The sequence below is a fragment of the Blautia intestinihominis genome, from assembly GCF_040096655.1.
Classification (GTDB): domain Bacteria; phylum Bacillota; class Clostridia; order Lachnospirales; family Lachnospiraceae; genus Blautia_A; species Blautia_A intestinihominis.
In genome coordinates this window covers 1-26,111 of sequence record NZ_JBBMEI010000036.1, presented here as the reverse complement: position 1 = coordinate 26,111, position 26,111 = coordinate 1, and the positions used below count along the sequence as shown (strand labels likewise).

Annotated in this window: 17 protein-coding genes; 15 read left to right on the top strand and 2 right to left on the bottom strand. The window is 47.7% G+C overall.

The genetic code is table 11. The annotated features are described in order from the left end of the window. The first annotated feature begins 70 nt into the window (after positions 1 to 70). Genes WMO75_RS11830 through WMO75_RS11820 form a run of 3 tightly spaced genes read left to right on the top strand, consistent with a single transcriptional unit; the run spans position 71 to position 3,851 of the window. A complete protein-coding gene (locus tag WMO75_RS11830) occupies positions 71 to 829 on the top strand; it encodes a class I SAM-dependent DNA methyltransferase (RefSeq protein ID WP_022214176.1) in 759 nt (252 codons plus the stop codon). 16 nt (positions 830 to 845) lie between these two features. Next, a complete protein-coding gene (gene hslO / locus WMO75_RS11825) occupies positions 846 to 1,724 on the top strand; it encodes an Hsp33 family molecular chaperone HslO (protein ID WP_118252556.1) in 879 nt (292 codons plus the stop codon). Positions 1,725 to 1,739: 15 nt separating this feature from the next. Continuing rightward, the gene (locus tag WMO75_RS11820; protein ID WP_118698041.1) at positions 1,740 to 3,851 is read left to right on the top strand and encodes an NAD(+) synthase; all 2,112 of its coding nucleotides are present in this window, start codon (positions 1,740 to 1,742) and stop codon (positions 3,849 to 3,851) included. Between the two features lie 58 nt (positions 3,852 to 3,909). Here the strand turns inward: WMO75_RS11820 and WMO75_RS11815 are convergent, their stop codons facing one another. Continuing rightward, positions 3,910 to 4,347, bottom strand: a complete 438-nt coding sequence (locus tag WMO75_RS11815; protein ID WP_022214173.1) for a hypothetical protein — start codon at positions 4,345 to 4,347, stop codon at positions 3,910 to 3,912. 132 nt (positions 4,348 to 4,479) lie between these two features. On the opposite strand from WMO75_RS11815, the gene addB reads away from it, so the two are divergent. Both addB and addA read left to right on the top strand, forming a co-directional pair. Further along, a complete protein-coding gene (gene addB, locus WMO75_RS11810) occupies positions 4,480 to 7,806 on the top strand; it encodes a helicase-exonuclease AddAB subunit AddB (RefSeq protein ID WP_118698042.1) in 3,327 nt (1,108 codons plus the stop codon). 1 nt (position 7,807) lies between these two features. Continuing rightward, positions 7,808 to 11,515: a helicase-exonuclease AddAB subunit AddA gene (gene addA, locus WMO75_RS11805; protein WP_118252553.1), complete on the top strand. Its 3,708-nt coding sequence runs from the start codon at positions 7,808 to 7,810 to the stop codon at positions 11,513 to 11,515. A gap of 36 nt (positions 11,516 to 11,551) precedes the next feature. Here addA and WMO75_RS11800 read toward each other — a convergent pair whose 3' ends face one another. After that, the gene (locus WMO75_RS11800; RefSeq protein WP_118698044.1) at positions 11,552 to 12,961 is read right to left on the bottom strand and encodes an RsmB/NOP family class I SAM-dependent RNA methyltransferase; all 1,410 of its coding nucleotides are present in this window, start codon (positions 12,959 to 12,961) and stop codon (positions 11,552 to 11,554) included. A gap of 328 nt (positions 12,962 to 13,289) precedes the next feature. Between WMO75_RS11800 and WMO75_RS11795 the strand changes: the two genes are divergently transcribed. The 10 genes from WMO75_RS11795 to WMO75_RS11750 form a co-directional block, all read left to right on the top strand. Continuing rightward, positions 13,290 to 13,613, top strand: coding sequence for a PadR family transcriptional regulator (locus tag WMO75_RS11795; RefSeq protein WP_118252551.1), 324 nt, complete (start codon positions 13,290 to 13,292; stop codon positions 13,611 to 13,613). After that, positions 13,610 to 14,317, top strand: a complete 708-nt coding sequence (locus WMO75_RS11790; protein ID WP_022214168.1) for a DUF1700 domain-containing protein — start codon at positions 13,610 to 13,612, stop codon at positions 14,315 to 14,317. The genes WMO75_RS11795 and WMO75_RS11790 overlap by 4 nt, the downstream gene beginning before the upstream one ends. After that, positions 14,314 to 15,183 carry a DUF4097 family beta strand repeat-containing protein gene (locus WMO75_RS11785; protein WP_118698045.1) on the top strand — a complete coding sequence of 290 codons (870 nt, stop codon included), beginning with the start codon at positions 14,314 to 14,316 and terminating at the stop codon, positions 15,181 to 15,183. Before WMO75_RS11790 ends, WMO75_RS11785 begins: the two co-directional genes overlap by 4 nt. Before the next feature lie 27 nt (positions 15,184 to 15,210). After that, the gene (locus WMO75_RS11780) at positions 15,211 to 15,396 is read left to right on the top strand and encodes a PspC domain-containing protein (RefSeq protein ID WP_022214166.1); all 186 of its coding nucleotides are present in this window, start codon (positions 15,211 to 15,213) and stop codon (positions 15,394 to 15,396) included. A gap of 69 nt (positions 15,397 to 15,465) precedes the next feature. Further along, positions 15,466 to 15,666: an alpha/beta-type small acid-soluble spore protein gene (locus WMO75_RS11775; RefSeq protein ID WP_022214165.1), complete on the top strand. Its 201-nt coding sequence runs from the start codon at positions 15,466 to 15,468 to the stop codon at positions 15,664 to 15,666. A 101-nt stretch (positions 15,667 to 15,767) separates the two neighbouring features. Further along, the gene (locus WMO75_RS11770; RefSeq protein WP_022214164.1) at positions 15,768 to 16,481 is read left to right on the top strand and encodes an ABC transporter ATP-binding protein; all 714 of its coding nucleotides are present in this window, start codon (positions 15,768 to 15,770) and stop codon (positions 16,479 to 16,481) included. Next, positions 16,475 to 20,317, top strand: a complete 3,843-nt coding sequence (locus tag WMO75_RS11765; protein ID WP_349078079.1) for an FtsX-like permease family protein — start codon at positions 16,475 to 16,477, stop codon at positions 20,315 to 20,317. The genes WMO75_RS11770 and WMO75_RS11765 overlap by 7 nt, the downstream gene beginning before the upstream one ends. A 163-nt stretch (positions 20,318 to 20,480) precedes the next feature. Further along, on the top strand, positions 20,481 to 23,135 hold the full coding sequence (locus WMO75_RS11760; protein WP_118698047.1) for a valine--tRNA ligase: 2,655 nt from the start codon (positions 20,481 to 20,483) through the stop codon (positions 23,133 to 23,135). A 15-nt stretch (positions 23,136 to 23,150) separates the two neighbouring features. Further along, a complete protein-coding gene (locus WMO75_RS11755) occupies positions 23,151 to 25,166 on the top strand; it encodes a sulfatase-like hydrolase/transferase (RefSeq protein ID WP_349078078.1) in 2,016 nt (671 codons plus the stop codon). Between the two features lie 138 nt (positions 25,167 to 25,304). Further along, the coding region (locus WMO75_RS11750) for a bifunctional folylpolyglutamate synthase/dihydrofolate synthase (RefSeq protein WP_349078077.1) at positions 25,305 to 26,111 on the top strand (807 nt) is incomplete at its 3' end.

Here is a 26,111-nt window from a genome sequence, read left to right as displayed (position 1 = left end):
AGATAAGAAGGAAAGGCAGGTGAGCGATCATCTGCCTTTTTACTCACAAAATATAAACAGGGGGACGACGATGGGAGCATATGAGAAATTTGCACAGGTGTATGACCTGTTCATGGATAATATTGATTATGAAGAATGGGCGGATTATATCACCGGTCATCTGAGAGAATATGGGATCGAGGATGGCCTGGTACTGGAACTTGGATGTGGAACAGGAACGATGACGGGATTGCTTGCGGACAAGGGTTATGATATGATTGGTGTGGACAATTCCGAGGAGATGCTTGCGGAGGCAATGGAGAAAAGAGTCGAATCCGGACAGGATATCCTGTATCTTCTGCAGGACATGCAGGAGTTTGAACTGTACGGAACGGTGCGGGCCGTTGTAAGTGTCTGCGACAGTCTCAATTATATTACAGACAGGGATGAACTGCGTCATGTTTTTGAACTGGTAAATAATTACCTTGACCCGGAGGGAATTTTCCTGTTTGATATGAATACCGTACATAAGTACAGGGATATCCTTGGGGATACGACGATCGCAGAAAACCGTGATGAGGGAAGTTTCATCTGGGACAACAGCTACGATGAGGAAGAGGGACTGAACTATTATGAACTGGCAGTTTTTCTTCCGAGAGAGGACGGACTGTATGAGAAGGCAGAGGAAGTCCACTGCCAGAAAGCATATCCGAGAGAAGAGATCGAAGAACTGATCCGCGAGGCAGGAATGGAGCTTCTCGCTGTATACGATGCCTACACAGGCAAAGCGGCATCCGAGGAGAGCGAGCGGTTATTCTTCATCGCAAGAGAAAAAGGCAAAGCAAAATAAGAAACGAGGTAAATTCATGAGTGATTATATAGTAAGAGCAATTGCGGCAGACAGCCAGATCCGTGCGTTTGCAGCAGTGACAACAGAGACAGTAGAGACAGCAAGAAAGGATCACAACACCAGCCCGGTTGCAACAGCAGCACTTGGACGTCTTCTGACAGCAGGTTCGATGATGGGCGTGATGATGAAGGGCGATAAGGATATCCTGACACTTCAGGTCAAGGGTGACGGACTGCTTCAGGGAATCACGGTTACAGCAGATTCCAAAGGCCGTGTCAAGGGATATGTCGTTGAACCGGATGTTATCATCCCGGCAAATGCCAAGGGCAAACTGGATGTTGGCGGTGCTGTTGGACACGGTTTCCTTCAGGTCATCAAGGACATGGGACTCAAAGAACCATATGTGGGACAGGTGGCACTTCAGACAGGTGAGATCGCAGAAGACCTGACTTATTATTTCGCAGCAAGTGAACAGGTTCCGTCCGCTGTAGGTCTTGGTGTTCTGATGAATAAGGATAATACCGTGCGTCAGGCAGGTGGATTTATCGTTCAGGTCATGCCGTTTGCAGAGGAAGAAACGATCGCGAAACTGGAAGCAAACGTACAGAAGATCCAGTCTGTGACTACACTTCTGGAGCAGGGACACACTCCTGAGAGTCTTCTGGAGCAGGTACTGGATGGATTTGATATTGAGATCAACGACAGGATCCCGACAGAATTTTACTGTAACTGCAGCAAAGAACGTGTAGAAAAAGCCCTGATCAGCATCGGAAGAAAAGAATTAAATGAGATGATCCAGGAAGGCAAGAAAGTAGAACTGAACTGCCATTTCTGTAACACCAATTATACATTCAGTGTAGAAGAACTCAAAGAAATCCTCAGAAAGTGCAAATAAAGGAGAAGCAGGAATATGAAGGACGGGTTTATCAAAGTAGCGGCAGGAACGCCGGATGTGCAGGTAGCAGACTGTGAATTCAATGCAGCTGAAATTATCAAAATGGTCCGTGAGATGGAAGCAGAGGGAGCCAGAGTCATGGTTTTCCCGGAACTGTGTATCACAGCATACACCTGCGGAGATCTTTTCTGGCAGGAAAATCTTCTGGAGGAAGCCAAAGTACAGCTTATGCGTATTGCAGAAGAGACTGCGGATGTAGATGCGATCATTTTTGTAGGACTTCCACTGGAATACAAGGGCAAACTTTATAATGTGGCAGCCGGACTGAACCATGGTGAGATCCTTGGGTTTGTGCCGAAGACTTATCTGCCGAATTATAATGAATTTTATGAGGCGAGATATTTCACTTCCGGAGAGGATGTAGACGGAACTGTGACGATCAGAAGGTCTGAGTATGGATTACATCATGACGAAGAGATGACGGATGAGGACGTGGAATTTGGACTTGAGGCAGAAGTCGAGGCTCTGGAGGAAGAGGACTCCTTTGAGGAACTGGAAGAGATCGATGAGGAACCGGATTATATTGATGAAGATGAAACAGAAGAGTTTGATGAAGTGGATGTCCCGATCTCCTCAAATATCCTGTTCATCTGTCAGGAAATGCCGAAACTCAAGATCGCGGCTGAGATCTGCGAGGACCTCTGGGTTCCGAATCCTCCGAGCGTAGGACATGCATATCATGGAGCAAACCTGATCGTGAACCTGTCTGCGAGTGATGAAGTTGTAGGCAAGGATTCTTATCGTAAGAGCCTTGTAAGTGCACAGTCAGCAAGACTTCTCTGCGGATATATCTATGCGACAGCAGGAGAGGGAGAATCCACCCAGGATGTTGTCTACGGCGGCCACAATCTGATTGCAGAAAACGGCACGATCCTTGCAGAGAGCAGACGCTTTGTCAATGGCGCACTTTATGCGGATCTGGATATCCACAGACTGGATAATGAGAGAAGAAGGATGACGACCTGCCGCTTTGTACCGGATCTTGCACCGGAAGGACAGGATGTTTTTTATAACGAAGTTTATTTTAATGCAGGCAGAGGAGTAACACCGCTTACCCGCAAATTTGATTCCAGACCATTCGTACCGGGGATCAAAGAAGAGAGAGAACGCCGCTGCGATGAGATCCTGAATATTCAGGCAATGGGACTCAAGAAGCGTCTGGCACATATCCACTGCCAGAATGCAGTGATCGGACTGTCCGGCGGACTGGATTCCACACTGGCACTTCTTGTGACAGTACGTGCATTTGACATGCTTGGAATGCCGAGAGAAAAGATCACAGCCGTAACAATGCCATGCTTTGGAACAACGGACAGAACTTATAACAATGCCTGCCAGTTAAGTGAATGTCTTGGTGCAACCCTCAAGGAAGTCAACATCCGCGAGGCGGTAAATCTCCATTTCCGCGATATCGGACATGATCCGAAAGTACATGATGTCACTTATGAGAATGGTCAGGCACGTGAGCGTACACAGATCCTGATGGATATTGCAAACCAGTCCGGTGGTATTGTTATTGGAACCGGTGACCTTTCGGAACTGGCACTTGGATGGGCAACTTACAATGGCGACCACATGTCCATGTATGCAGTCAATGCATCCGTACCGAAGACACTTGTCCGTCATCTTGTGAGATATTATGCAGATACCTGTGAGGATGCGAAGCTTTCAGAGATCCTTCTGGATATCCTGGATACACCGGTAAGCCCGGAACTTCTGCCGCCGAAGGATGGCGTGATCTCACAGAAGACAGAAGATCTTGTAGGACCGTATGAGCTTCACGATTTCTTCCTGTATTACATGCTCCGCTGGACCTTCCCGCCGAAAAAGATCTTCCGTCTGGCACAGAATGCATTTGCGGGCGAGTATGATGATGAGACGATCCTGAAATGGCTTAAGACTTTCTACCGGAGATTCTTTATGCAGCAGTTCAAGCGTTCCTGCCTGCCGGATGGACCGAAAGTTGGTAGTGTAGCAGTTTCTCCGAGAGGAGACCTGAGAATGCCGAGTGATGCATGCGCGAAACTCTGGCTGAAGCAGATTGAGGAACTTGAGGCAAGAAATTAAGGTAACTTTTTGAGGTGTGATTTATCACACCTCAATGTGTTTTTGGGGATAACTGTTTTCAGGAAGAAGCTGCTTTCTGGACAGTTTCTTCAATGGCCTGAATAAGCATCTGGGCTGTATATTTCTGGTCGCTGGCGTAATCGAGATTTTCCAGAGACTGTGTAGAATAGATCTGGCTTGCAAGAGAGTCCAGGACCGGCTCTACGAGAGGAAACATAGCGGCAGTGCTCTCGCTTAAGTTTGCCAGATGGATGGAACGGATACTGTCGGCATCGACGGTCACTTCCAGGTCAAAGGAATTATTGTTGAGCTGGACAGACGTGCGGTAAATGCCGGGGGTATATCTGGAATCGGTCTTTGGAGCGGTATTCTGTGCTTTTCCGGGACCGAACATAAAAAAGACCAGTACACCCAGGATCACAAGGAGAAGAAGGAAAATACAGGTGTAGATCACCTCTTTCATATGTAGAACGATGATTTTTGTTTTGGAGCTCATAGTCTGCGCCTCCTGATTCGCGGTTACGGTTCCCCGGTATACTTTCCTTATATCCTATTAGGCTCTGTCCTGATTTATGTCAGAAATATCCCGCGAGGTGCTATTCAGAAAAAATGTTGAAAGGGGTAAGATATGTCCCTGCAGTTTATTATAGGAAATTCCGGTGCAGGCAAATCCGGCACCGCATATGAAAATATTATCCGGGAAGCGTCAGCAAATCCCGACAGACTTTATTATGTGATCGTCCCGGAGCAGTTTACGATGCAGACACAGAAAACTCTGGTGGAAATGCATCCGGATGGGGGAATCCTCAATATTGATATCTTAAGTTTTGAGCGTCTTGCGTACCGCGTTTTTGAGGAAGTTGGCGGTGATACGAGACGGATCATGGAAGAAACAGGCAAAAACATGGTGCTCCAGAAACTGGTACAGATGAACCAGAAGGATCTGGTCTATCTCAGAAATCAGATGAAGAAACCAGGCTATCTGGATGAGGTGAAGTCTCTTATTTCGGAGTTCATGCAGTACGAGATCAAAGAAGAGGAACTGGATGAGATGATCCGTGAGAGCGAGGATAAGACGCTTCTCCAGATGAAACTCCAGGATGTGAAAGTTCTGTATCAGGCGTTCCGCGAGTATCTTTCCGGACATTTTATGACAGCGGAGGAAGTTCTTGAGGTTCTGGCAAAAGAGATCCAGTTTTCTGAGAAACTTAAGGGAAGTGTCCTTCTTCTGGATGGATACACAGGATTTACACCGGTACAGCTTGAAGTCCTGCGGGAACTTCTGGCTGTCTGTGAGAGAGTTTCCGTGACGGTGACGATGGATGTCAGAGAACAGTTTCTTGCGCTGGGAAAACCGCACGAGCTTTTTTATATGAGCCATAAGATGATCCGCTCTCTTGCGGAACTTACGAAGGATATCGAAGAGCCTGTCTGGGTCGTGCCGGGCAGAAAGTCCCGGTTTGCGGATGCCCCGGCACTTGATTTTCTGGAACAGCATCTGTTCCGTTACCACAGGGCTGTCTATGAGCGGGAGCAGCAGGAGATACAGATCTTTTCGGCGAGAGATCCGGAGAAAGAAATGGAGGAAACTGCCCGACGGATCCTGCGGCTGGTCAGAGAAAAGGATCATCGTTACGGACAGATTGCGGTTATCACAGGAAATCTTGAGGAATATGGAAGCGTAGCCGCACAGGTTTTTGAAGATGCCGGGATTCCATATTTTATTGATGAAAAACATTCGATCCTTATGAATCCGTTTGTGGAATATCTCCGTGCGGCACTTGAGATGGTCGTTCAGGGATTCAGTTATGAGAGTGTATTCCGTTATCTCCGCTGTGGGATGTCTGATATCTCCAGAAGTGAAGCGGATAAACTGGAAAATTATGTGATCGCGCTTGGAATCAGAGGGATCCGCAGATGGAGAGAGAAATGGGTCCGCATCTACAGAGGTATGGATCCGGACCAGATCCAGGAGATCAACGAGATCCGGGAGCGTTTTGTCGGAGAGACAGGAATCCTGGCAGATGGCTTTTCCGGAAAAAAGAAAACAGTGGAAGAATACTGTCGTTATCTGTATGAATTTATTGTACAGAGCCAGATCCAGCAGAAACTGAAAGTTCAGGAGCTCTATTTCCATGAGATCGGAAACAAGGCAATGGAAAAGGAATACGTGCAGATCTTTGGTATCATGATGGAACTTCTGGATAAGATGGCAGAGATCCTTGGGGACGAGGTGGTTTCGCCGGAGGAGTTTCAGCAGATCCTGGAAACGGGAATGACACAGGCGAAAGTTGCACTGATCCCGCCGAGTATGGATCAGGTGCTGATCGGTGATATGGAGCGTACCAGGCTCAAAGACGTGTGTGCACTGTTTTTTGTCGGCGTAAATGAGGGAAATATCCCAAAGAACACGCAGTCCGGCGGGATCCTGACAGAGATGGACAGGGCTTTCTTTAAGGATCAGGGAATGGAACTTGCCCCGGGTCCCAAAGAACTGATGAACATGCAGAGGTTTTATCTTTACCTGAATCTGACCAAGCCGAAGGAACTCTTAAGCCTTTCCTACAGTCAGTCAAATGGAAGGGGAGAGGCATGCAGCCCTGCGTTCCTGATCCATACGATCAAAAGGCTGTTTCCGAAACTCAAAGAAACACGTGCAGATCAGCCGGAGAGCCAGATGGAACTTCTGGAGACACCGGGAACTTCCCTGGAATATCTGCTTGAGGGGCTTTCAGAGGAAAATACAGATGAGCTGGATCCTGTTTTTGAGGAACTGTACAGCTGGTATCTGAGAAGTCCAAAGTACAGGGAACTGGCAGAAAAACTGACCGATGCCGCATTTTTACGAAAGCCGGAGGACAAGGTCAGTGCGAGTGTTGCGAAAGCTTTGTACGGAGAAGTGTCTCCGCATGGAGCAACAAGACTGGAACGTTTTTCTGCGTGTGCGTTTGCACATTTCCTGAAATATGGTCTGGCTGTGACAGAGCGTGTGGAATATGAATTCAAGGCGATGGATATGGGAAATGTCATCCATCAGGCATTGGAAAATTTTGCTGTCGAACTGAGAAGGAAGAGACTGGACTGGAGTGACCTGGACGACAAAGTCCGTGATGAGATCGCAGACGAATGCCTGGACAAGGTGGCGGCAGATTATGGAAACACGATTCTTAAGAGCAGTGCCAGAAATCATTACATGGTCGAGCGTACAAGAAGAATCCTTAGAAGAACAGTCTGGGCTTTGCAGGAACAGCTTAAGAATGGCGAGTTCCATCCGGAGGGATTTGAAGTTTCCATTGGCGGCGGCAGGATCGACCGTCTGGACGTCCTCAAAGAAGACAACAAAGTTTACGTCAAGATCATTGATTATAAGACGGGCAATACTTCTTTTGACCTGGTGAGTATCTATCACGGGCTTCAGCTGCAGCTTGTCGTTTATATGGATGCGGCGGTGCAGGCAGAGCAGCGGAAATATCCGGACTGTGAAGTAGAACCGGCGGGGATTTTTTATTACAATGTCAAGGATCCGATGATCCAGAAAACGCTTCAGGAGGATCTGGATGAACTTGATCCTGAGATCATGAAGAAACTCAAGATGAACGGGCTGGTATCTTCTGACCCGGAGGTGATCCAGAAACTGGACGTTTCGTATGCATCCCTTCCGCTGGCATACACGTCAAAGGGTGCGCTGCGCAAAGGCTCGTCTGTCGCAAGCCCGGAGCGGTTCCGTCTTCTGAATGACTATGTAAAGAAAAAGATCACTGAAGTGCAGGATGCGATCCTCACAGGAAAAGCAGATGCTTCCCCGTATGAGATGGGGAACAAAAATGCCTGCACGTACTGTGCATATCAGGGAAGCTGCGGCTTTGACCGCAAGATCCCGGGATATGAATTCCGGAGACTGAAACAGTTTGCCGATGAAGAAGTCTGGAAGAATTTTGAACAGGAGGCAGAGTGATATGGGAATGAAATGGACCGAAGAACAGAGCAAAGTCATCACCCTGCGGGACCGCAATATTCTGGTCAGTGCAGCAGCGGGTTCCGGTAAGACAGCCGTGCTGGTTCAGAGGATCCTGAGTAAGATCATGGACCCCGACAGACCGGTGGATATTGACCGGCTTCTGATCATGACGTTTACCAGGGCAGCAGCGGGCGAGATGAAGGAGCGAATCTCCAATGCGATCGATCAGGCACTGTACGAAAACCCGGATAATGAACATCTCCAGAGACAGGCAGCACTGATCCATAACGCACAGATCACAACGATCGATGGTTTCTGTTCTTATATCATCCGGAACTATTTTCACATGGTGGAACTTGATCCGGGATATCGAACAGCGGAGGAGGGTGAGCTGAAACTTCTGCAGGAAGATGTCATGAAAGACCTTCTCGAAGAAGCATACGAAAAGGCTGATCCGAAGTTTCTGAGTCTGGTAGAATGTTATGCATCGGGGAAATCCGATGATGAGATTCGTGATATGGTATACAAACTCTACCAGGCGGCAATGAGCCATCCGTACCCGGAAGAATGGCTGGAAGAATGCATGGAAGTCTACCGCGTGCAGACGATCGAAGAACTCCGTGAAACAAGCTGGATACAGCTCCTCTGGGAAACGCTGGATGAAAAACTGGATCAGGCAGAGGCACTGACAGAGAGTGCAAGAAAAATCTGCAATGAGCCGGACGGCCCTTATTTTTATGACGAAGCACTTGTTGATGACCTGAATTTCTGGCGGGAAGTACGTCGATGCAGGGAAACCAAAGATTATGATAAGGTTGCGGATATCCTGTCCGGACATACATTCGCGAAACTTTCTGCCAAGAGGGACAGTTCCATAGACCCTGTCAAAAAAGAGCAGGCAAAAGAACTCCGCGATGAGGAAAAAGAAATCTGCAAAGATCTTTCTACGAAGTTTTTTAATCAGAAAGAGGAAATTCTTCTGGAGCTGATCGCCTGCGCACGCGAACCATTGGAAGGTCTGGTGGAACTGACATTGCAGTTTAAGGAGGCTTTTTCCAGCAAGAAGAGAGAAAAGAATCTTCTGGATTTTACGGATATGGAACATTTTGCCCTGAGGATCCTTGTGGAGAAAGTGGATGGAGAACTGATCCCGACACAGGCGGCGAGAGAATTGTCCGAGAAGTATGAAGAAGTCATGGTGGACGAATATCAGGACAGTAACTTTGTGCAGGAACTTATCACAACGATGGTGTCCGGATGGGTGGAGAAGCGCAAAAATATCTTTATGGTAGGAGATGTCAAGCAGAGCATCTATCGCTTCCGCCTGGCGAGGCCGGAGCTTTTTATGGAAAAATACCACAGCTATTCTCTGGAAGACAGCGAGGAGCAGAGGATCGACTTGCACAAAAACTTCCGAAGCCGGGCAGAGGTACTTACCTCGGTGAATTATATTTTCCGCCAGATCATGGGTGAGGATCTGGGAGGGATCACTTACGATGATGACAATGCACTGTATCCGGGAGCATCTTTCCCGGAGGGAGCAGACCCGGAATTCACCCGGACAGAGGTCCTTATCGTAGAAAAAGACGGCGAGGAACTGGAAGACGAACAGGGACAGAAGAATGCACAGGAGCTGGAAGCACTGGCGATCGCACAGCGAATCCAGAAGATGGTCGGAAACGACAGGATCCTGGACAAAGAAACGGGAGAATACCGCGAGATCGGATATGGCGATATCGTGATCCTTCTGCGAAGTGCGACGGGATGGTCAGAGACGTTCAGCCAGGTTTTGAGCTCCAGAGGGATCCCTGTCTATTCGGCATCCAGAACGGGATATTTTTCCGCGCAGGAAGTGGTGACGCTTCTGAATTATCTGCGAGTCTGCGACAATCCTCTTCAGGATATCCCGCTGACAGGTGTTCTGCATTCCCCGATCGTCGGATGTGATGCACAGGAGCTTGCAATGATTCGAAGTGAATGTCCGGAAGGGATGATCTACGACAGCATCTGCGCTTATGCGGAGAAAAATGAGGGAAGCCAGGAAGAAGAGGAAGAGAAGATCAGGCTCAGAAAAAAACTCCGCACTTTTCTGGAACAGCTTCACATGATCCGGGATATGGCGACGTATACACCGATCCATGAGCTTATCATGTACATCCTCAAAGAGACAGGTTACGGCACTTATGCGAAGGCGATCCCGGGCGGTGCACAGAGAGGCGCAAACCTCCATATGCTGGTCGAAAAAGCGATGGATTATGAGAAGACAAGTTACCGTGGACTGTTTAACTTTATCCGCTATATTGAGAAACTTCAGAAATACGAGGTGGATTTCGGCGAGGTCAATCTGGCAGATGCGGGAAGTGGCGCGGTGCAGATCATGACGATCCACAAAAGCAAGGGACTGGAATTTCCGGTCGTGTTTGCAGCAGGAATGGGCAAGCAGTTCAATTTTCAGGACATCAATGCCAGGTTCCTGATCCATCCGGAACTTGGTTTCGGCGTGGATGCGATCTTCCCGGAAAGACGACTGATCGTATCGGCAATGCAGAAACAGATCATCCGAAGGGCACTGAAACGAGAAAGTCTTGGAGAGGAACTTCGAGTTTTGTACGTTGCGCTGACAAGAGCGAAGGAAAAACTCATCATCACAGGCTCTATGGGGAATATAGAAGCAGCCCTGCGTTCTGTGTCCCGTTATATGGACAGTGAAGAGACCTTACTTCCACTGGGCGTGCGCTCTGAGGCAAAAAGTTACTGGTCCTATATCCTTCCGGCACTGGTGCGCCATCCGGCTGTGAAAGAACTTCTGGCAGAGTACGGTATCTTTGGAAAACAAGCGAAGATCTGTGAGAAAGAAAATGCAGATTTTCTGATCCACAGGGTAACGCTTGGGGAACTGGTGCAGGGTGAGATCCTGGGACAGACGGATGCACAGATGAGAGAAGCATTTTTCAGAGAATGGGACAGCCAGAGAGTTTATGACGAAACGATCCGTCAGACGCTGGAGGCGAAGTTTGGCTTTGCGTATCCGTATGCATATCTTGAAGAGCTTCCGGTCAAGGTTGGCGTTTCGGAACTTAAGAAACGCAAGTATGCAGACGAAGAGGAGATAGAATCTGCACTTTATCCGGAACCGGAGATCGAGGAGATCGTCCCGGCGTTTATTTCTGGTGAGAAAGAAGTAACGCGAGGGGCTGCGCGGGGAACCGCTTACCATTGTGTGATGGAATGCCTTGATTATACGCAGGTAAAAACCTACCAGGAGATAGACAGACAGATACAGACACTTGTCGAAAACCACAAGATGTCGCCGGAAGAAGGCGAAAGTATCCGAAGAAAGGATATTCTGGCTTTTTCAGGTTCAGAGCTGGGAATGCGGATGCAAAGGGCGGCACTGGACAAGAAACTTCACCGCGAGCAGCCATTTGTCATGAAAGTGGATATGAAAAATCTGGATGATTCCTGGAACGGAGATGAGACGGTTCTTGTACAGGGAATCATTGATGCGTATTTTATAGAAGGAGAAGAGATCGTTCTGGTGGATTACAAGACAGACAGGATCGGTCAGGGAGAAGAATCGAAACTGATCGAACGCTACCGAACACAGCTTGAAGATTATGCACTGGCACTGGAACGGATGCTTCATAAGAAAGTAAAGCAGAAATATATTTATTCATTTGCCCTGCAGAAAGCAATAGAAATATAAGAGACAACAGAAAAATATCCCGTGGGAAGGAGAGGATCAGACTCTCCATCCTGCGGGATATTTGTTTTTGAGTGTCGCCCCGACCAGCTTGCCGAATCCGATGGGATAGCCGTCCGCGCAGAGAAGATGCCAGCCTTTGGTGTGAGCTGCCTCTTCTGGTTCGATATTCAGTGTTTCGCCCTTGAGATAGCGGGTCAGGCACTCGTCCGATACCGGAAGGGAGATGACTGCCTCGGCGTCATCCTTATGCAGAGCCAGTGCAAAAGGTTCTGACGGCTCGAAACGGTTTTTCTTGAGATCGCCCAGGTAAAGGCCGTTTCGAAGGAAGGTCAGTCCGCGGAAATCTCCGGTGAGAGGCGGGAGATAGTAGACTTTATCTTTACGTGTTTCCACACGGTTCCAGTCGAATGGTTTTCCACCGAGGGTTTTGAGCCCGATCTCTTTAAGGAAAAGTTCCAGCCATTTGCGAGTGTCGGCATTCGGTTTTGTAGAGGACATGGTACCGATCAGATCCGCTCTGCCCTCTTTGCGGAATAATGCCATGAAATGTCCTTCGCCCTGCATGGTGTGCGGGAAGAGATGGACACAGCGCGTAAGGCGCGGATCACCGTTGCCCCATTCCGGAACGCCCGGCGTGAATCCTTCATAAGAAGGAAGTTCGATCAGTTCCATATCCGGCCGGTTTTCAAGAAGCCAGGAAACAACGCCCTCATCCTCATCCGGCGCAAAGGTACAGGTAGAATAAAGCAGCTGTCCGCCCGGACGGAGCATATCGGCTGCCTGAAGGATCAGTTCTCGCTGGATCGCGGCAAGTTCCTGTGATTTCTCAGGAGTCCAGTCTCTGGCAAGTGCTTCTTCCTTACGGAACATTCCTTCGCCGGAACATGGTGCATCCAGAAGGATCTTGTGGAAAAATTCCGGGAAGCGGTCTCTGAGACGTGCCGGAGTCTCATTGGCAACAAATGCATTCGTGAAGCCAAAAAGCTCCACGTTTCGAAGAAGGGCACGGGTACGGGAAGCACTGATGTCATTTGCGACCAGCAGTCCCTCTCCGTTCAGACGCGCCCCCAGTTCTGTCGTTTTGCCGCCCGGCGCAGCACAGAGGTCCAGTACATTCTCGCCGGGAGTGACAGGGAGGCAGGAAGCGGGTGTCATCGCGCTTGGCTCCTGGAGATAATAGAGCCCCGCCTGATAAAACGGGCAGTAGGAAGGACGGACATCTTCCGGATAAAAATAACCGTTCGGGATCCACGGGATCGGTGTCACCGGGAACGGAACAAGTTTTTCAAATTCTTCGCAGCTGATCTTGGCGGTGTTGACACGAAGCCCGTAAGTTCTGGGTACTTCGTAGCTTTTTATAAAAGAATCATATTCTTCTCCGAGCATTTCTTTCATGCGGGCGAGAAAGGCCGGATGAAGAAGTTCTGTGATATTCTGTTCTGACATGAAGTTCTCCTGTTCTGTGTAAGTTATAAAACATGGTTTATTGTGAAAGTTGTTACTGTTCACAGGTAGTATCCCGCGAGGCGTTTTGCCATGAATAATGGCAAAATCCCGAGACATACGGGGCAAAATCCCATCACCGTAGGTGATTTGGAATGGATTTTGACCGAGTTGCTGTGAACGGAGTGAACAGCAACTAAAAGTATAAATCAGGCATGGAAAATAGAAAATACTATTGACAAAACTATATTATATGATATATAGTATTACTAACAAAATAATATTATACAAAATAATATTATTATAGAATATATGAACAGGAAGTGAGAGCATGGTATTTAATACAGGTGCAGCACTCCTGGATGCGATCGTGCTGGCGGTAGTTTCCAAGGAAGAGGAGGGAACCTACGGTTACAAGATCACCCAGGATGTGCGGAGTGTGCTGGAGGTATCTGAGTCCACGCTGTATCCGGTCCTTCGGAGATTACAGAAGGATGAATGCCTGGAGACCTATGACATGGCATATGCAGGCAGGAACCGCAGATACTACAAGATCACAGAGAAAGGAATGGCACAGCTTAATCTTTACAGAGTTGAATGGAAGAACTATTCAACCAAGATTACGAAACTGTTTGAGGGAGGCATAGAGTTATGAACAGAGCGCAGTTTATGGAACAACTGGAGAAGCTGCTTTCTGACATCTCTGAGGAGGAAAGGCAGGAGGCTCTTGATTATTACGAGAGTTACTTCGACGACGCCGGAGAGGATCAGGAGGCAAATGTGATCAGGGAGCTTGGAAGTCCGGGCAAGGTAGCTGCCATCATCAAGGCAGACCTCAGGGAAAGCTCACAGAATTACGGGGAATACACGGAGAATGGCTTTCAGGATGACCGTGTAAAGGAGGATATGCAGATGCCGGAGCAGAGAGGCAGCCGTGCGGAGCGTGGATACCACGCAGAGCGTAAGGGCAGTAATGCAGGAGTGATCCTGGTATTGATCCTGCTGGTATTTATCTCACCGCTGATCAAGGGTGCAGTCGGAGGAGTCCTCGGATTTATCGTTGCACTGGCACTTCTTCCGTTTCTGATCGTATTTGGGATCGGGGCAGCGGTCGTAGGGCTTTTTGCAGCAGGGATCGCAGTCATTGGAGCAGGGATCGGGGCATGCTTTTCCGCTAGCATCGGATTTGGAATCCTTGGGATCGGGGTCGGACTTCTGATCCTTGCACTTGCACTGGTCGGACTTGTATTTCTGGTCTGGGCAGCAACGAAAGTACTTCCGGCGATCCTGCGGAAATTTATAGATTTCTGCAGCCGGCTTGTAAACAGAGGAAGTAAGAAGAAGGAGGCGGGATTATGAGAAAATTTTCCAAACGGATTCTTAAACTTGCATTAGCCCTTGCCGTTGTCGGACTGGGACTCAGCATAGGAGGCGTTGCCATGGGAGCGACGATCACAGGCATCAATCTTACGAAATATGGACTGAATGGAAATATCAGGAAAATTGCGAATTCTGCCTTACAGGAGAGCCATGATTCCTGGGACGAAGACTGGGATGAGATCACACAGCTTAAGCCGGTCACGACAGAGGATGACAAAGAAATCTTTGAGATTGACCCGGTATCGGATCTGGATTTTTCCCTGAGTGGAGATGCACTTAAGCTTCAGAGCTGTGACGGAGACAAGATCCGCGTAGAAGTGTCCGGTTCGAAGAAAGACAAAGTAAGGATCGGTACAGACGATGACAGCCTGGTCATCGAGTCACTTGGCAGGACACAGGAACGTGAGATCACTGTGAGTTATCCGAAGGACCTGAGGTTTAAGGACACTTCCATAGAGGTTGCAGCAGGTACTGTTACGATGTGTGATGATTTCAGAACAGATGACCTGGATGTGTCTGTAGGAGCAGGCGAGTTTACAAATACAGGGAAGATCAGCGTAGCTAACGATATCTCGGTTGAAGTCGGCACCGGAAATGTAGAAATATCAGAACTGGATATACACGATCTGGAAGTTGACTGCGGTATCGGAAATGTTGACCTTGACATTCTTGGCAAAGAAGCCGACTATAATTATGAGATTTCCTGTGCGGCAGGAAATGTGGACATCGGTGACAGTTCGTACAGCGGCATCGGCCACGACAAAAATATCACGAATCCAAATGCCAAAGGAGATATGGAATTGAACTGCGGCGTTGGTAATATTACAGTTAGTTTTAGTAAATAAATTTTTTTGAGAAAGAAGGCAGATTTTATGAATAACAAACGACTTTACAAATCTTCCGCAAATTATATGCTGTGCGGTGTATGCGGAGGCATCGCTGAATATTTTGACATTGATCCGACACTGGTGCGTCTTGCATGGGTCATCCTCACCTGCTTCGGCGGCGCGGGAATCTGGGCGTACATCATTGCAGCCATCGTTATTCCGAAAGGCTGATCCTGAGTGAATAAATTTTCTTCAAACTGTCCATACTCCAAAAGAAAAGCAACAAAGGAGTGAAAGGACATGAACAAGGAGAAAGAAGTGGAGGCATATCTGCGGGGCGAACTTCCCGAAGAAGAAAAGATCAAGTATGAGATCGCAGAAGAAATGGGAATTCTTGACAAGGTCCTCGAGAGCGGCTGGAAAAGCCTCTCGGCCAAAGAAACCGGAAGGATCGGAGGCCTGATGACCGGCCGCAGGAAAGAAAAGGATTCCACACTTTAGAAAAATTTCACAAAAGGCATTGTCTGGAAGCTGTTCCGGGCAGTGCTTTTTTGTGTTATACTTAAGGGTAACTACAACGGTATAACGACAGGGAGAGGCTGATGAATAATACAGAAGCATATGTAAAATTAGATAAAGTTTCCAAAATATACAAGATGGGTGAAGTCGAAATCCGTGCAGTCGATGAGATCAGTTTTGAGATTTCCAAAGGTGAATTTGTAGTCATTGTAGGACCGAGTGGGGCCGGCAAGACGACTGTTCTGAATATTCTCGGCGGCATGGATACTGCATCGAAGGGAAAGGTTCTGGTAGATGGCAGAAATATCACAGATTATAGCGGCAGACAGCTTACGGCATATCGCCGTGATGACATCGGTTTTGTATTCCAGTTTTATAATCTGGTTCCGAACCTGACAGCACTGGAAAATGTAGAACTTGCCATGCAGATCTGCAAGAATCCTCTGGATGCGGCACAGGTCCTCAGAGAAGTCGGCCTTAAGGATCGAATGGGGAATTTCCCCGCACAGCTTTCCGGTGGCGAACAGCAGCGTGTTTCCATAGCGAGAGCCCTTGCAAAGAATCCGAAGCTTCTCCTTTGTGATGAGCCGACAGGTGCACTTGATTACCAGACCGGTAAGGCAATCCTCAAACTGCTTCAGGACATGTGCAGGGAGAAGGGGATGACGGTGATCGTCATCACGCATAATTCTGCGCTGACACCTATGGCAGACCGTGTGATCCATATCAAAAATGGAACCGTTTCTTCGATGGAACTGAATGACCATCCGACACCGGTGGAGGAGATCGAATGGTAGGAAAACGCAGAAAAAAAGCATTACACAAAGATTTCTGGCAGGAGATCCGAAAGAGCAGGGCACGTTTTATTTCCATCTTCTGTATCGTGGCACTGGGTGTTGCTTTCTTTTCCGGTATTCAGGCAGCGTCGCCGGATATGCGTCTTTCGGGAGATGCTTATTATAACGAAGCCAGCCTCATGGATCTCAAGGTCATGGCAACTCTGGGGCTTACCGAAGATGATGTAAAAGCGATCCAGTCGATCGATGGTGTGGAGAGTGCGGAAGGTGCATATTCGACGGATGCCATTTGTGGAGAGAATGAGAAACAGAAAGTTCTTCATATCGAATCTATGAATCAGAAGGTCAATCAGCTTACCGTAACAGAAGGCCGTCTTCCGGAAAAAAGCGGCGAGTGCTTTCTGGACTCGACGTTTGCCGCGAATCAGGGATATGAGATCGGCAGCACGATCAATATGCGCCAGGACGGGGACAGTAAGCTTCTGTTGACAGAAACCTATACGGTAGTCGGACTTGGCAAAAGCCCGCTGTACATTTCGTTCAACAGAGGAAATACGACAGTCGGTTCCGGTGAGGTGAATGGATTTGCCTATGTGATGCCGGAGGATTTTGACCAGGAGATCTTTACACAGATCTATATCCGGGCACATGGAACCGATCAGGTGCTCAGCTATACAGATGCCTACGATAACCTGATCGAGAAACTTCAGGATAAAGTTGAGGAGATCCAGGAGGAACGTTGCCAGATCCGTTACGACGAGATCGTTTCCGAGGCACAGGACAAGATCTCTGATGCAGAGCAGGAACTTGCCGATGGCAAAAAAGAGGCCGACGAGAAGCTTGCTGATGCAAAGAAAAAACTCGATGACGGAGAGAAAGAACTTGCCGATGGCAGAAAACAGTACGAGGATGGCAAGAAACAGCTCGAAGATGCAAAGAAAGAAATTACCGACGGCAGGAAGCAGCTCGCAGATGCCAAAACGCAGCTCGCCGACGGACGGGAACAGCTTGCTTCGGCGAAAGCCCAGCTTTCTGATGGTCAGTCTCAGTTATCTGCGGCACAGGCAAAGCTGGATGACGGATGGGCGCAGTATAATGCAGGAAAGAAAAAGTATGATGCAGGCAAAGCGAAATTCGACAAAGCAAAACAGCAGATAGAATCCGGAAAGAAACAGATCGCAGCCGGACGTACCAAGCTTGAACAGAAACAGAAGGAGCTGACGGCAGGAATCGCGCAGGTAAAGGATGGTCAGACAGCGGTGGATGCACAGATCACACAGCTGGAAAGCCAGATCGCACAGATCCAGGCAGGACTGGAGCAGCTCTCCGGTGTAGAAGATCAGCTTGCCGCGGCACAGCAGGCATACGATCAGACAAGTGGTGCAGTGCAGGCAGCACAGGAAGCTGTAAACAGTGCACAGGCAGCTTATGATGCGGCAAAGCAGCAGGTTGAGGCAGGAGAACTTTCTGAGGAAGAACTGGCAGGATATGAACAGGCTCTTGGCGAGGCACAGGGACAGCTGGAAACAGCGAACGGAACTCTCAGCCAGGCTCAGTCGGCATTGGATGCCTGTCAGCAGGCTGTAAATCAGAAAGCAGAACTTCAGAATAACTTAAGCGCAGCCCAGGGAGGACTCAGTCAGGCGCAGGCAAAGAAAACAGAGCTGGCAGCGACTATGCAAAATCTGAATGCCGGTCAGAAGACAATCGATCAGAACCGGGCACAGCTTGACAGCCAGGAGGCCAAACTTTCTTCCGGGGAAAAAGAACTTGCAGCTAATGAGCAGACTTTAACAGAGAGTAAGGAGAAACTTGATGCAAGTCTCGCACAGCTTCAGAGTGGACAGGTAGAGATCGATGCAAACCGCGAGAAATTGCAGAGTGGCCAGGCGGAGATCGAGGCTAATGAAGCGAAGCTTTCTTCTGGAGAGGCAGAGATCGCGGCCAATGAGAAGAAGCTTGCAGACGGCGAGAAAGAAATCGCAGAAAACGAACAGAAACTTAAAGATTCCGAACAGAAACTTGCCGATGCCGAGAAAGAATTAAAGGATGGAAAGAAAGAATACGAGGATGGCAGGAAAGAAGCGGAAGATGAGATCCGCGACGGTGAGCAGAAGATCAGCGATGCGAAAGAAGAACTGAACGACCTCAAAGAACCGGAATGGATCATCACAGACCGCAATGACCTTCCGGAATATTCCGATTACGGAGACAATGCAGACCGTATCAAAAATATCGGTCAGGTATTCCCTGTGATCTTTTTCCTGGTTGCAGCACTCATCAGCCTTACGACCATGACACGAATGGTCGAAGAACAGCGAACACAGATCGGAACGATGAAGGCGCTTGGCTATAAGAAACTCGATATTGCTTCCAAGTATTTAAGTTACGCATTTCTTGCAACAGCAGGAGGAAGTGTGACAGGGATCCTCATCGGCGAAAAAATTCTTCCATATATAATCATCAAGGCATATGGGATGATGTATCACAATGTTTCCAACAGCCTGCAGATCCATTATGAGTGGAAATATGCACTGACAGCTTCTGTTGCGGCACTTGTATGTACCGTAGGGGCAACGATCCTTTCCTGTCGTCAGGCACTGGCAGAGACCCCGGCATCCCTGATGCGCCCGCCGGCACCGAAGGAGGGCAAGCGGATCCTTCTGGAGCGGATTCCGTTTTTGTGGAAACATCTGAACTTTACATGGAAATCATCGCTTCGAAATCTTTTCCGCTACAAGAAACGACTGTTTATGACGATCTTCGGCATCGCGGGAAGTATGGCACTGATGCTGGTAGGTTATGGAATCCAGGATTCTGTTTCGGATATCGTTAATCTCCAGTATGCAAATATCCAGCATTATGACGGCACGATTATCTCCGATGACGATGCGACGGAGCAGGAAAAGAAAGCACTCACAGAGGAACTGGATAAGAATGAAAAACTGGAGCACTACACGAAGATCCAGCTTTCCAAACTCACAGCACCAAATGGCAAGTCAAATTTAAGCGTATATGTTTATGTTCCGGAAAATCTGGATAACTTTAAAAAGGATGTTACGCTCAGAAACCGCAAAACAAAGGAAGAATATGAGCTGACAGACGCAGGTGCGGCAGTCAGTGAAAAAACAGCCGGTCTTCTGGACCTCAAAGTGGGAGACGAACTGACAGTCAAAAAAGACGACAGGGAATATCAGGTGAAAATCGCTGTCATCACAGAGAATTATGCCGGACATTATGTTTATATGACACCGAATGTTTATAAGGAAACCTTTGGTGAAGATCCGGATTATGCAGATATTGTTTTTGCTGTCAGAGATGAATACAAGGATCAGACAGAGTCGATTGGACAGAAGATCATGGAATCTTCGGCAGTCTTGAGTATCAGCTATACGGCCAGTACCATGGATATGGTAAACCGTATGCTCAGTACACTGGGGATCGTCATCATTGTGCTGATCGTATCGGCCGGAATGCTGGCGTTTGTTGTACTTTATAATCTGAACAATATCAATATCATGGAACGCCAGAGAGAGCTGGCGACACTCAAAGTGCTGGGATTTTTTGACGGGGAAGTTTCACAGTATGTGTTGAGGGAAAATATCATCCTGACTATAGCAGGAATTCTTTTCGGTGCTGTTTTTGGAATCCTTCTGCACCGCTATATCATCGTGACCGTAGAGGTTGACGCAGTCATGTTCGGAAGGAACATCCGGCCGATAAGCTTCGTATACTGTGCGGTGATCACCTGTATTTTCTCGATCATCGTAAATATCTTTATGCACAGAAAACTCAAGAAGATCGACATGGTAGAATCACTGAAATCTGTCGAATAATAAAAATTCTGGAATATATGTGATTTTTCATCAATCCTTCTTGACAAGGTCGAAAAATGCAATTATAGTAGTTTCAGAGTTAGGCAAACATTGCCCTTCACACAAGCAGTGTGAGGGGCTGTTTTTTCAATAAAGGAATTAGCCTATATAATAGGAGGACATTATGAGCAAAGAACTTGCAAAGACTTATGACCCGAAAGGGCTGGAAGAACGTCTCTATCAGAAATGGATGGACAACGGATACTTCCACGCAAAAGTAAATCCAGACAAGAAACCATTTACCATCGTTATGCCGCCGCCGAACGTAACCGGCCAGCTTCATATGGGACATGCACTCGATGAAACCATGCAGGACATCCTGATCCGTTTCAAGAGAATGCAGGGATACGAGGCACTCTGGCAGCCGGGAACTGACCATGCAGCAATCGCAACAGAGGTCAAAGTCATCGACAAGCTGAAAAAAGAAGGAATCGACAAACACGACATCGGACGTGAAGAATTCCTCAAACATGCATGGGCATGGAAAGAAGAATACGGCGGAAAGATCATCAACCAGCTCAAGAAGCTCGGTGCATCTGCTGACTGGGAGAGAGAACGTTTCACCATGGACGAAGGATGCTCCAAGGCAGTACAGGAAGTTTTCATCCGTCTCTATGAGAAAGGTTACATTTACAAAGGTTCCAGGATCATCAACTGGTGTCCGGTATGCCAGACTTCCATCTCTGATGCAGAAGTTGAGCATGAGGACCAGGACGGATTTTTCTGGCACATCAACTACCCGATCGTAGGTGAAGAAGGAAGATTCGTAGAAATCGCAACTACACGTCCGGAAACACTGCTCGGTGATACCGCAGTAGCAGTAAACCCGGAGGATGAGAGATACAAGGATCTGATCGGCAAGATGCTGAAACTGCCTCTGACTGACCGTGAGATCCCGGTTATCGCAGATGAGTACGTTGACAAAGAATTCGGAACAGGCTGCGTTAAGATCACACCGGCACACGACCCGAACGACTTCGAAGTAGGCAAACGCCACAATCTCGAAGAGATCAACATCCTGAACGATGACGCTACTATCAATTCCCTTGGCGGCAAATATGCAGGAATGGACCGCTACGAAGCACGTAAGGCAATGGTGGCAGACCTCGATGCACAGGGACTTCTGGTCAAAGTTGTTCCGCACAACCACAGCGTTGGTACACATGACCGCTGCGGCACAACCGTAGAGCCGATGATCAAACCACAGTGGTTCGTCCGCATGGATAAAATGGCAAAAGCAGCTATGGACGCGCTGAAACCGGGCGAACTGGAATTTGTTCCGGCAAGCTTCGGAAAGACATATCTGCACTGGCTGGAGAACATCCGTGACTGGTGTATTTCCCGTCAGCTCTGGTGGGGACACAGGATCCCGGCTTACTACTGCGATGAGTGCGGTGAAGTAGTCGTTGCAAGAGAAATGCCGGAGAAATGCCCGAAATGCGGCTGCACACATCTCCATCAGGATGAGGACACTCTGGATACATGGTTCAGCTCCGCTCTGTGGCCGTTCTCCACACTTGGATGGCCGGACAAGACACCGGAACTGGAATACTTCTATCCGACAGATGTCCTGGTAACAGGATATGATATCATCTTCTTCTGGGTTATCCGTATGGTATTCTCCGCACTGGAGCAGACAGGAGAAGTTCCGTTCCATCATGTACTGATCCACGGTCTGGTACGTGACTCTCAGGGACGCAAGATGAGTAAATCCCTCGGAAACGGTATCGATCCTCTTGAAGTTATCGACAAATACGGCGCAGATGCACTTCGTCTGACTCTGATTACAGGTAATGCACCTGGAAACGACATGCGTTTCTACTGGGAGCGTGTAGAATCCAGCCGTAACTTTGCAAACAAGATCTGGAACGCATCACGTTTCATCATGATGAACCTGGAAGGCAAGACAGTCACCGAACCGGCAGACCTTAATGATCTCTGCTTCGAGGACAAATGGATCCTTTCCAAACTCAACACCGTGATCCGTGATGTAACAGACAACATGGATAAATACGAACTTGGAATCGCCGTACAGAAGGTTTATGATTTCCTGTGGGACGAGCTCTGTGACTGGTACATCGAGATGGCCAAGGTACGTCTCTGGAAAGCAGACGAGAATCCGAAGGCAGCCAACGATGCACTCTGGACACTGCGTACAGCCCTGACAGAAGGACTGAAACTGCTTCATCCATACATGCCGTTCATCACAGAAGAAATCTACTGTACACTTCTTCCGGAAGAAGAGTCCATCATGATCTCTGACTGGCCGGTATTCCAGGAAGCATGGGTATTCCCGGAAGCAGAAAAAGCAGTAGAGAGCTTCAAGGAAGCTGTCCGCGGAATCCGTAACACACGTACAGAAATGAACGTGCCGATGAACCGCAAGACACATCTTTACATCGTAGGTAAGGATACAGACACCTGCACAAGATACGAAGCCTGCAAGAAATCCTTTGTAAATCTCGCATTTGCAAAAGAGATCCACGTACAGGAAAATAAGGACGGAATCGGCGAGGACGCAGTATCCGTTGTTGTATCTGATGCAGTTGTATACATGCCTCTGGAAGACCTTGTTGACAGAGAAAAAGAGATGGAACGCCTCAAGAAAGAGCAGGAGCGTCTCACCAAAGAGATCGCAAGATGCCAGGGTATGCTCAACAATCCGAACTTTGTAAACAAAGCACCGGAAGCAAAAGTAAACGCAGAAAAAGAAAAACTTCAGAAATACGAAGAAATGATGGAAAAGGTAAACGTACAGCTGAAACAGATGGAAAAATAATAAAGGAGCATTCAGATGAAATGGTATAAAGTGTGTAACCGGATTTCCCTGCTGCTTCATGCACTGTGCAGTGCACTTGGCTATTTCCTGATCGAGATGATCAGCCGCCGTTCTTTTTCGGCAGCATGGACATATATGACCACGAAACCACTTGTCTTTGCATACAATGCTGCACTGATTTTTACAACTTCACTGATCGTGTATCTTTTCCGCAGGAGATGTTTCTGGCGAGTTCTGATCTCGATCTTGTGGCTGTTGCTTGGTATTATCAATGGAGTGATCCTGTCCAACAGGGTTACTCCGTTTACCGGACCGGATCTTCATCTTCTGACAGACGGAATGGCAGTCCTGAATAAATATCTGCCGGCATGGGGCGTAGTGCTTGCACTGATTCTTCTGGGACTTTTTGCACTGCTGCTTCTGATCCTTCTGATCAAGGCACCGAAGTACAAACGTAAGGTGAAGTTCCGCTATGACCTTCTCCTTGTCGTTGTCGGAGCGGCTCTTTTTGCGGGAGCGACACAGCTTGCACTTGAGAAGAGGGTCCTGTCCAACTATTTTGGAAATATTGCGTTTGCATATGAGGATTATGGATATCCTTACTGCCTCGCAGTAACGATCTTTGATACAGGGATCAGCTGTCCGAGAGATTACTCTGAGCAGGAGATCACCCGTATCGAAAGGACAGAAGACAATCTTCCGGCAACAAACGAGGACAGCAAGCCGAACATTATTTTTGTACAGCTTGAGTCCTTCTTTGATCCGACGCTGGTAGAGTATCTGAACATCTCAGAGGATCCAATCCCGAATTTTCGTAAACTCATGAAAGAATACACTTCGGGATATTACAAGGTTCCGTCTGTAGGAGCAGGAACTGCCAATACAGAATTTGAATCTATCACCGGTATGAGCCTTCATTATTTCGGACCGGGTGAGTATCCATACAAGAGCATTCTCAAGGAAACCACCTGCGAAAGTGCACCGTATGTGCTCAAGAATCTTGGCTATTCGACTCATGCAGTACATAATAATGAGGCGAATTTCTATGGAAGAAGGAGCATTTTCCCGAATCTTGGATTTGATACCTTCACTTCAGCAGAATACATGTCGGAGGAAGAGGACAAGAATCCGCTTGGCTGGACCAAGGATGAAATTCTGACGGATGAAATTATCAAATGTCTGGATTCTACGGAGGAATCGGATTACATTTATACGATTTCCACGCAGGGACATGGAGCCTATCCGGAAGAACAGCTGATCGACGATCCGGAGATCACAGTTTCCGGAGCCGAGACAGAGGCTCAGAACAATCAGTGGGAATACTACTGTAATGAGATCCATGAGATGGATAACTTTGTCAAGGAACTTACAGATGCGCTTGCAGATTATCCGGAGGATGTGATCCTTGTTATGTATGGCGATCATCTTCCGACCATGGGACTTACTGTGGAAGATCTCAAGAACAAATATCTGTTCCAGACACAGTACGTTATGTGGGATAACTTCGGTTTAGAGAAAAAAGATGAAAACCTTGCAGCTTATCAGATGGCAGCAGAGGTCATGGACCGTGCCGGTATCCACGAAGGTACGATCTTCCGTTATCATCAGGCGAGAAGAAATACAAGGAATTATCAGGTGGATCTGGAGACTCTTCAGTATGACGTGCTTTACGGCAAGAAATATTCCTATGACGGAGAAAGCCCGTTCCAGAGGATCAAGATGCGGATGGGACTTTATGATGTGACACTGGATTCCATGGAAGAGATATCTACAGTGGATCATACCTACCGGCTCAAGGGAACGAATTTCACGCCATCCAGTCAGGTCAAACTGAACGGAGAATGGTATGATACAGTCTATGTAAATCCGACCACTCTGATGATCTCGGGAACAGAGATCAATGATTTTGACCGGGTTTCTGTTGTTCAGCGAAGCAACAGTTCTACCAGAAAAGCACTGAGCAAGAGTTACGACCGCTCGGCTTATATGTTGTATAACGAAAATAAATGGAAACTTCCGGCAGAAAATTAAAGATTTTGACGAATAAAAGATTACGATTGGTACTGGACATCTTTCACCACTCATATATAATGAATATCGTAGTAGTTAAGGAGCGTATGGCTCCTTGCTGCTGCGAATACATTATAGGATAAAGTGGTGAATTTTTTTATGAATTACGAAGAGGCAGTTGCTTATATTGAAGAAACCCCGAAATTTACGACCAAGAATAAGATGGAGCATACGAAGGAATGCCTGAAACGTCTTGGTGATCCGCAGGATAAATTCCGCGTGATCCATGTGGCAGGTACAAACGGCAAGGGAAGTACCTGTGCATTCCTGACGTCTGTTCTGAGAGAGGCAGGATATTCCTGCGGACTCTTTACTTCTCCGCATCTGGTCGTGATCAATGAGCGTTTTCAGATCAATGAGAAAAATATCGATGATGAGACATTCCTGCGTGCATTCTGCAAGGTCAAAGCACTGGCAGATGAACTGGTAGAAGAAGGAAACTATCATCCGACATATTTTGAATTCCTGTTCCTGATGGGAATGGTGATCTTTGCAGATGCCGGGGTGGATTATGTAGTGCTTGAGACAGGACTTGGCGGCAGGCTGGATGCAACAACAGCAGTAGAAAATCCGGTTGCCTGTGTGATCACATCGATCAGTTTTGACCATATGCAGTATCTGGGAAATACGATCGAGGCCATCGCAGGGGAAAAAGCCGGGATCATTGTTCCGGGAGTGCCTGTGATCTACGATGGAAACGATTCAAAGGCAGCAGGAGTGATCAGAGCAAAGGCACAGGAACTGAACAGCCCATATTATGAAGTGACAAGGAAAGATACAGAAATTATCCGAAATACACGCTCTGGCATTGATTTTTCATTTAAGAATGAGTATTATGGTAACACAGTATTTTCCATTCCGTTTATTGCTGTTTATCAGGTGATGAACAGTTCTCTTGCCCTCAAA

Excerpts from the sequence above, each read along its gene's own strand:
- WMO75_RS11830 (WP_022214176.1), top strand. The coding sequence starts at position 71 with ATGGGAGCATATGAGAAATTTGCACAGGTGTATGACCTGTTCATGGAT.
- hslO (WP_118252556.1), top strand. The coding sequence starts at position 846 with ATGAGTGATTATATAGTAAGAGCAATTGCGGCAGACAGCCAGATCCGT.
- WMO75_RS11820 (WP_118698041.1), top strand. The coding sequence starts at position 1,740 with ATGAAGGACGGGTTTATCAAAGTAGCGGCAGGAACGCCGGATGTGCAG.
- WMO75_RS11815 (WP_022214173.1), bottom strand. The coding sequence starts at position 4,347 with ATGAGCTCCAAAACAAAAATCATCGTTCTACATATGAAAGAGGTGATC.
- addB (WP_118698042.1), top strand. The coding sequence starts at position 4,480 with ATGTCCCTGCAGTTTATTATAGGAAATTCCGGTGCAGGCAAATCCGGC.
- addA (WP_118252553.1), top strand. The coding sequence starts at position 7,808 with ATGGGAATGAAATGGACCGAAGAACAGAGCAAAGTCATCACCCTGCGG.
- WMO75_RS11800 (WP_118698044.1), bottom strand. The coding sequence starts at position 12,961 with ATGTCAGAACAGAATATCACAGAACTTCTTCATCCGGCCTTTCTCGCC.
- WMO75_RS11795 (WP_118252551.1), top strand. The coding sequence starts at position 13,290 with ATGGTATTTAATACAGGTGCAGCACTCCTGGATGCGATCGTGCTGGCG.
- WMO75_RS11790 (WP_022214168.1), top strand. The coding sequence starts at position 13,610 with ATGAACAGAGCGCAGTTTATGGAACAACTGGAGAAGCTGCTTTCTGAC.
- WMO75_RS11785 (WP_118698045.1), top strand. The coding sequence starts at position 14,314 with ATGAGAAAATTTTCCAAACGGATTCTTAAACTTGCATTAGCCCTTGCC.
- WMO75_RS11780 (WP_022214166.1), top strand. The coding sequence starts at position 15,211 with ATGAATAACAAACGACTTTACAAATCTTCCGCAAATTATATGCTGTGC.
- WMO75_RS11775 (WP_022214165.1), top strand. The coding sequence starts at position 15,466 with ATGAACAAGGAGAAAGAAGTGGAGGCATATCTGCGGGGCGAACTTCCC.
- WMO75_RS11770 (WP_022214164.1), top strand. The coding sequence starts at position 15,768 with ATGAATAATACAGAAGCATATGTAAAATTAGATAAAGTTTCCAAAATA.
- WMO75_RS11765 (WP_349078079.1), top strand. The coding sequence starts at position 16,475 with ATGGTAGGAAAACGCAGAAAAAAAGCATTACACAAAGATTTCTGGCAG.
- WMO75_RS11760 (WP_118698047.1), top strand. The coding sequence starts at position 20,481 with ATGAGCAAAGAACTTGCAAAGACTTATGACCCGAAAGGGCTGGAAGAA.
- WMO75_RS11755 (WP_349078078.1), top strand. The coding sequence starts at position 23,151 with ATGAAATGGTATAAAGTGTGTAACCGGATTTCCCTGCTGCTTCATGCA.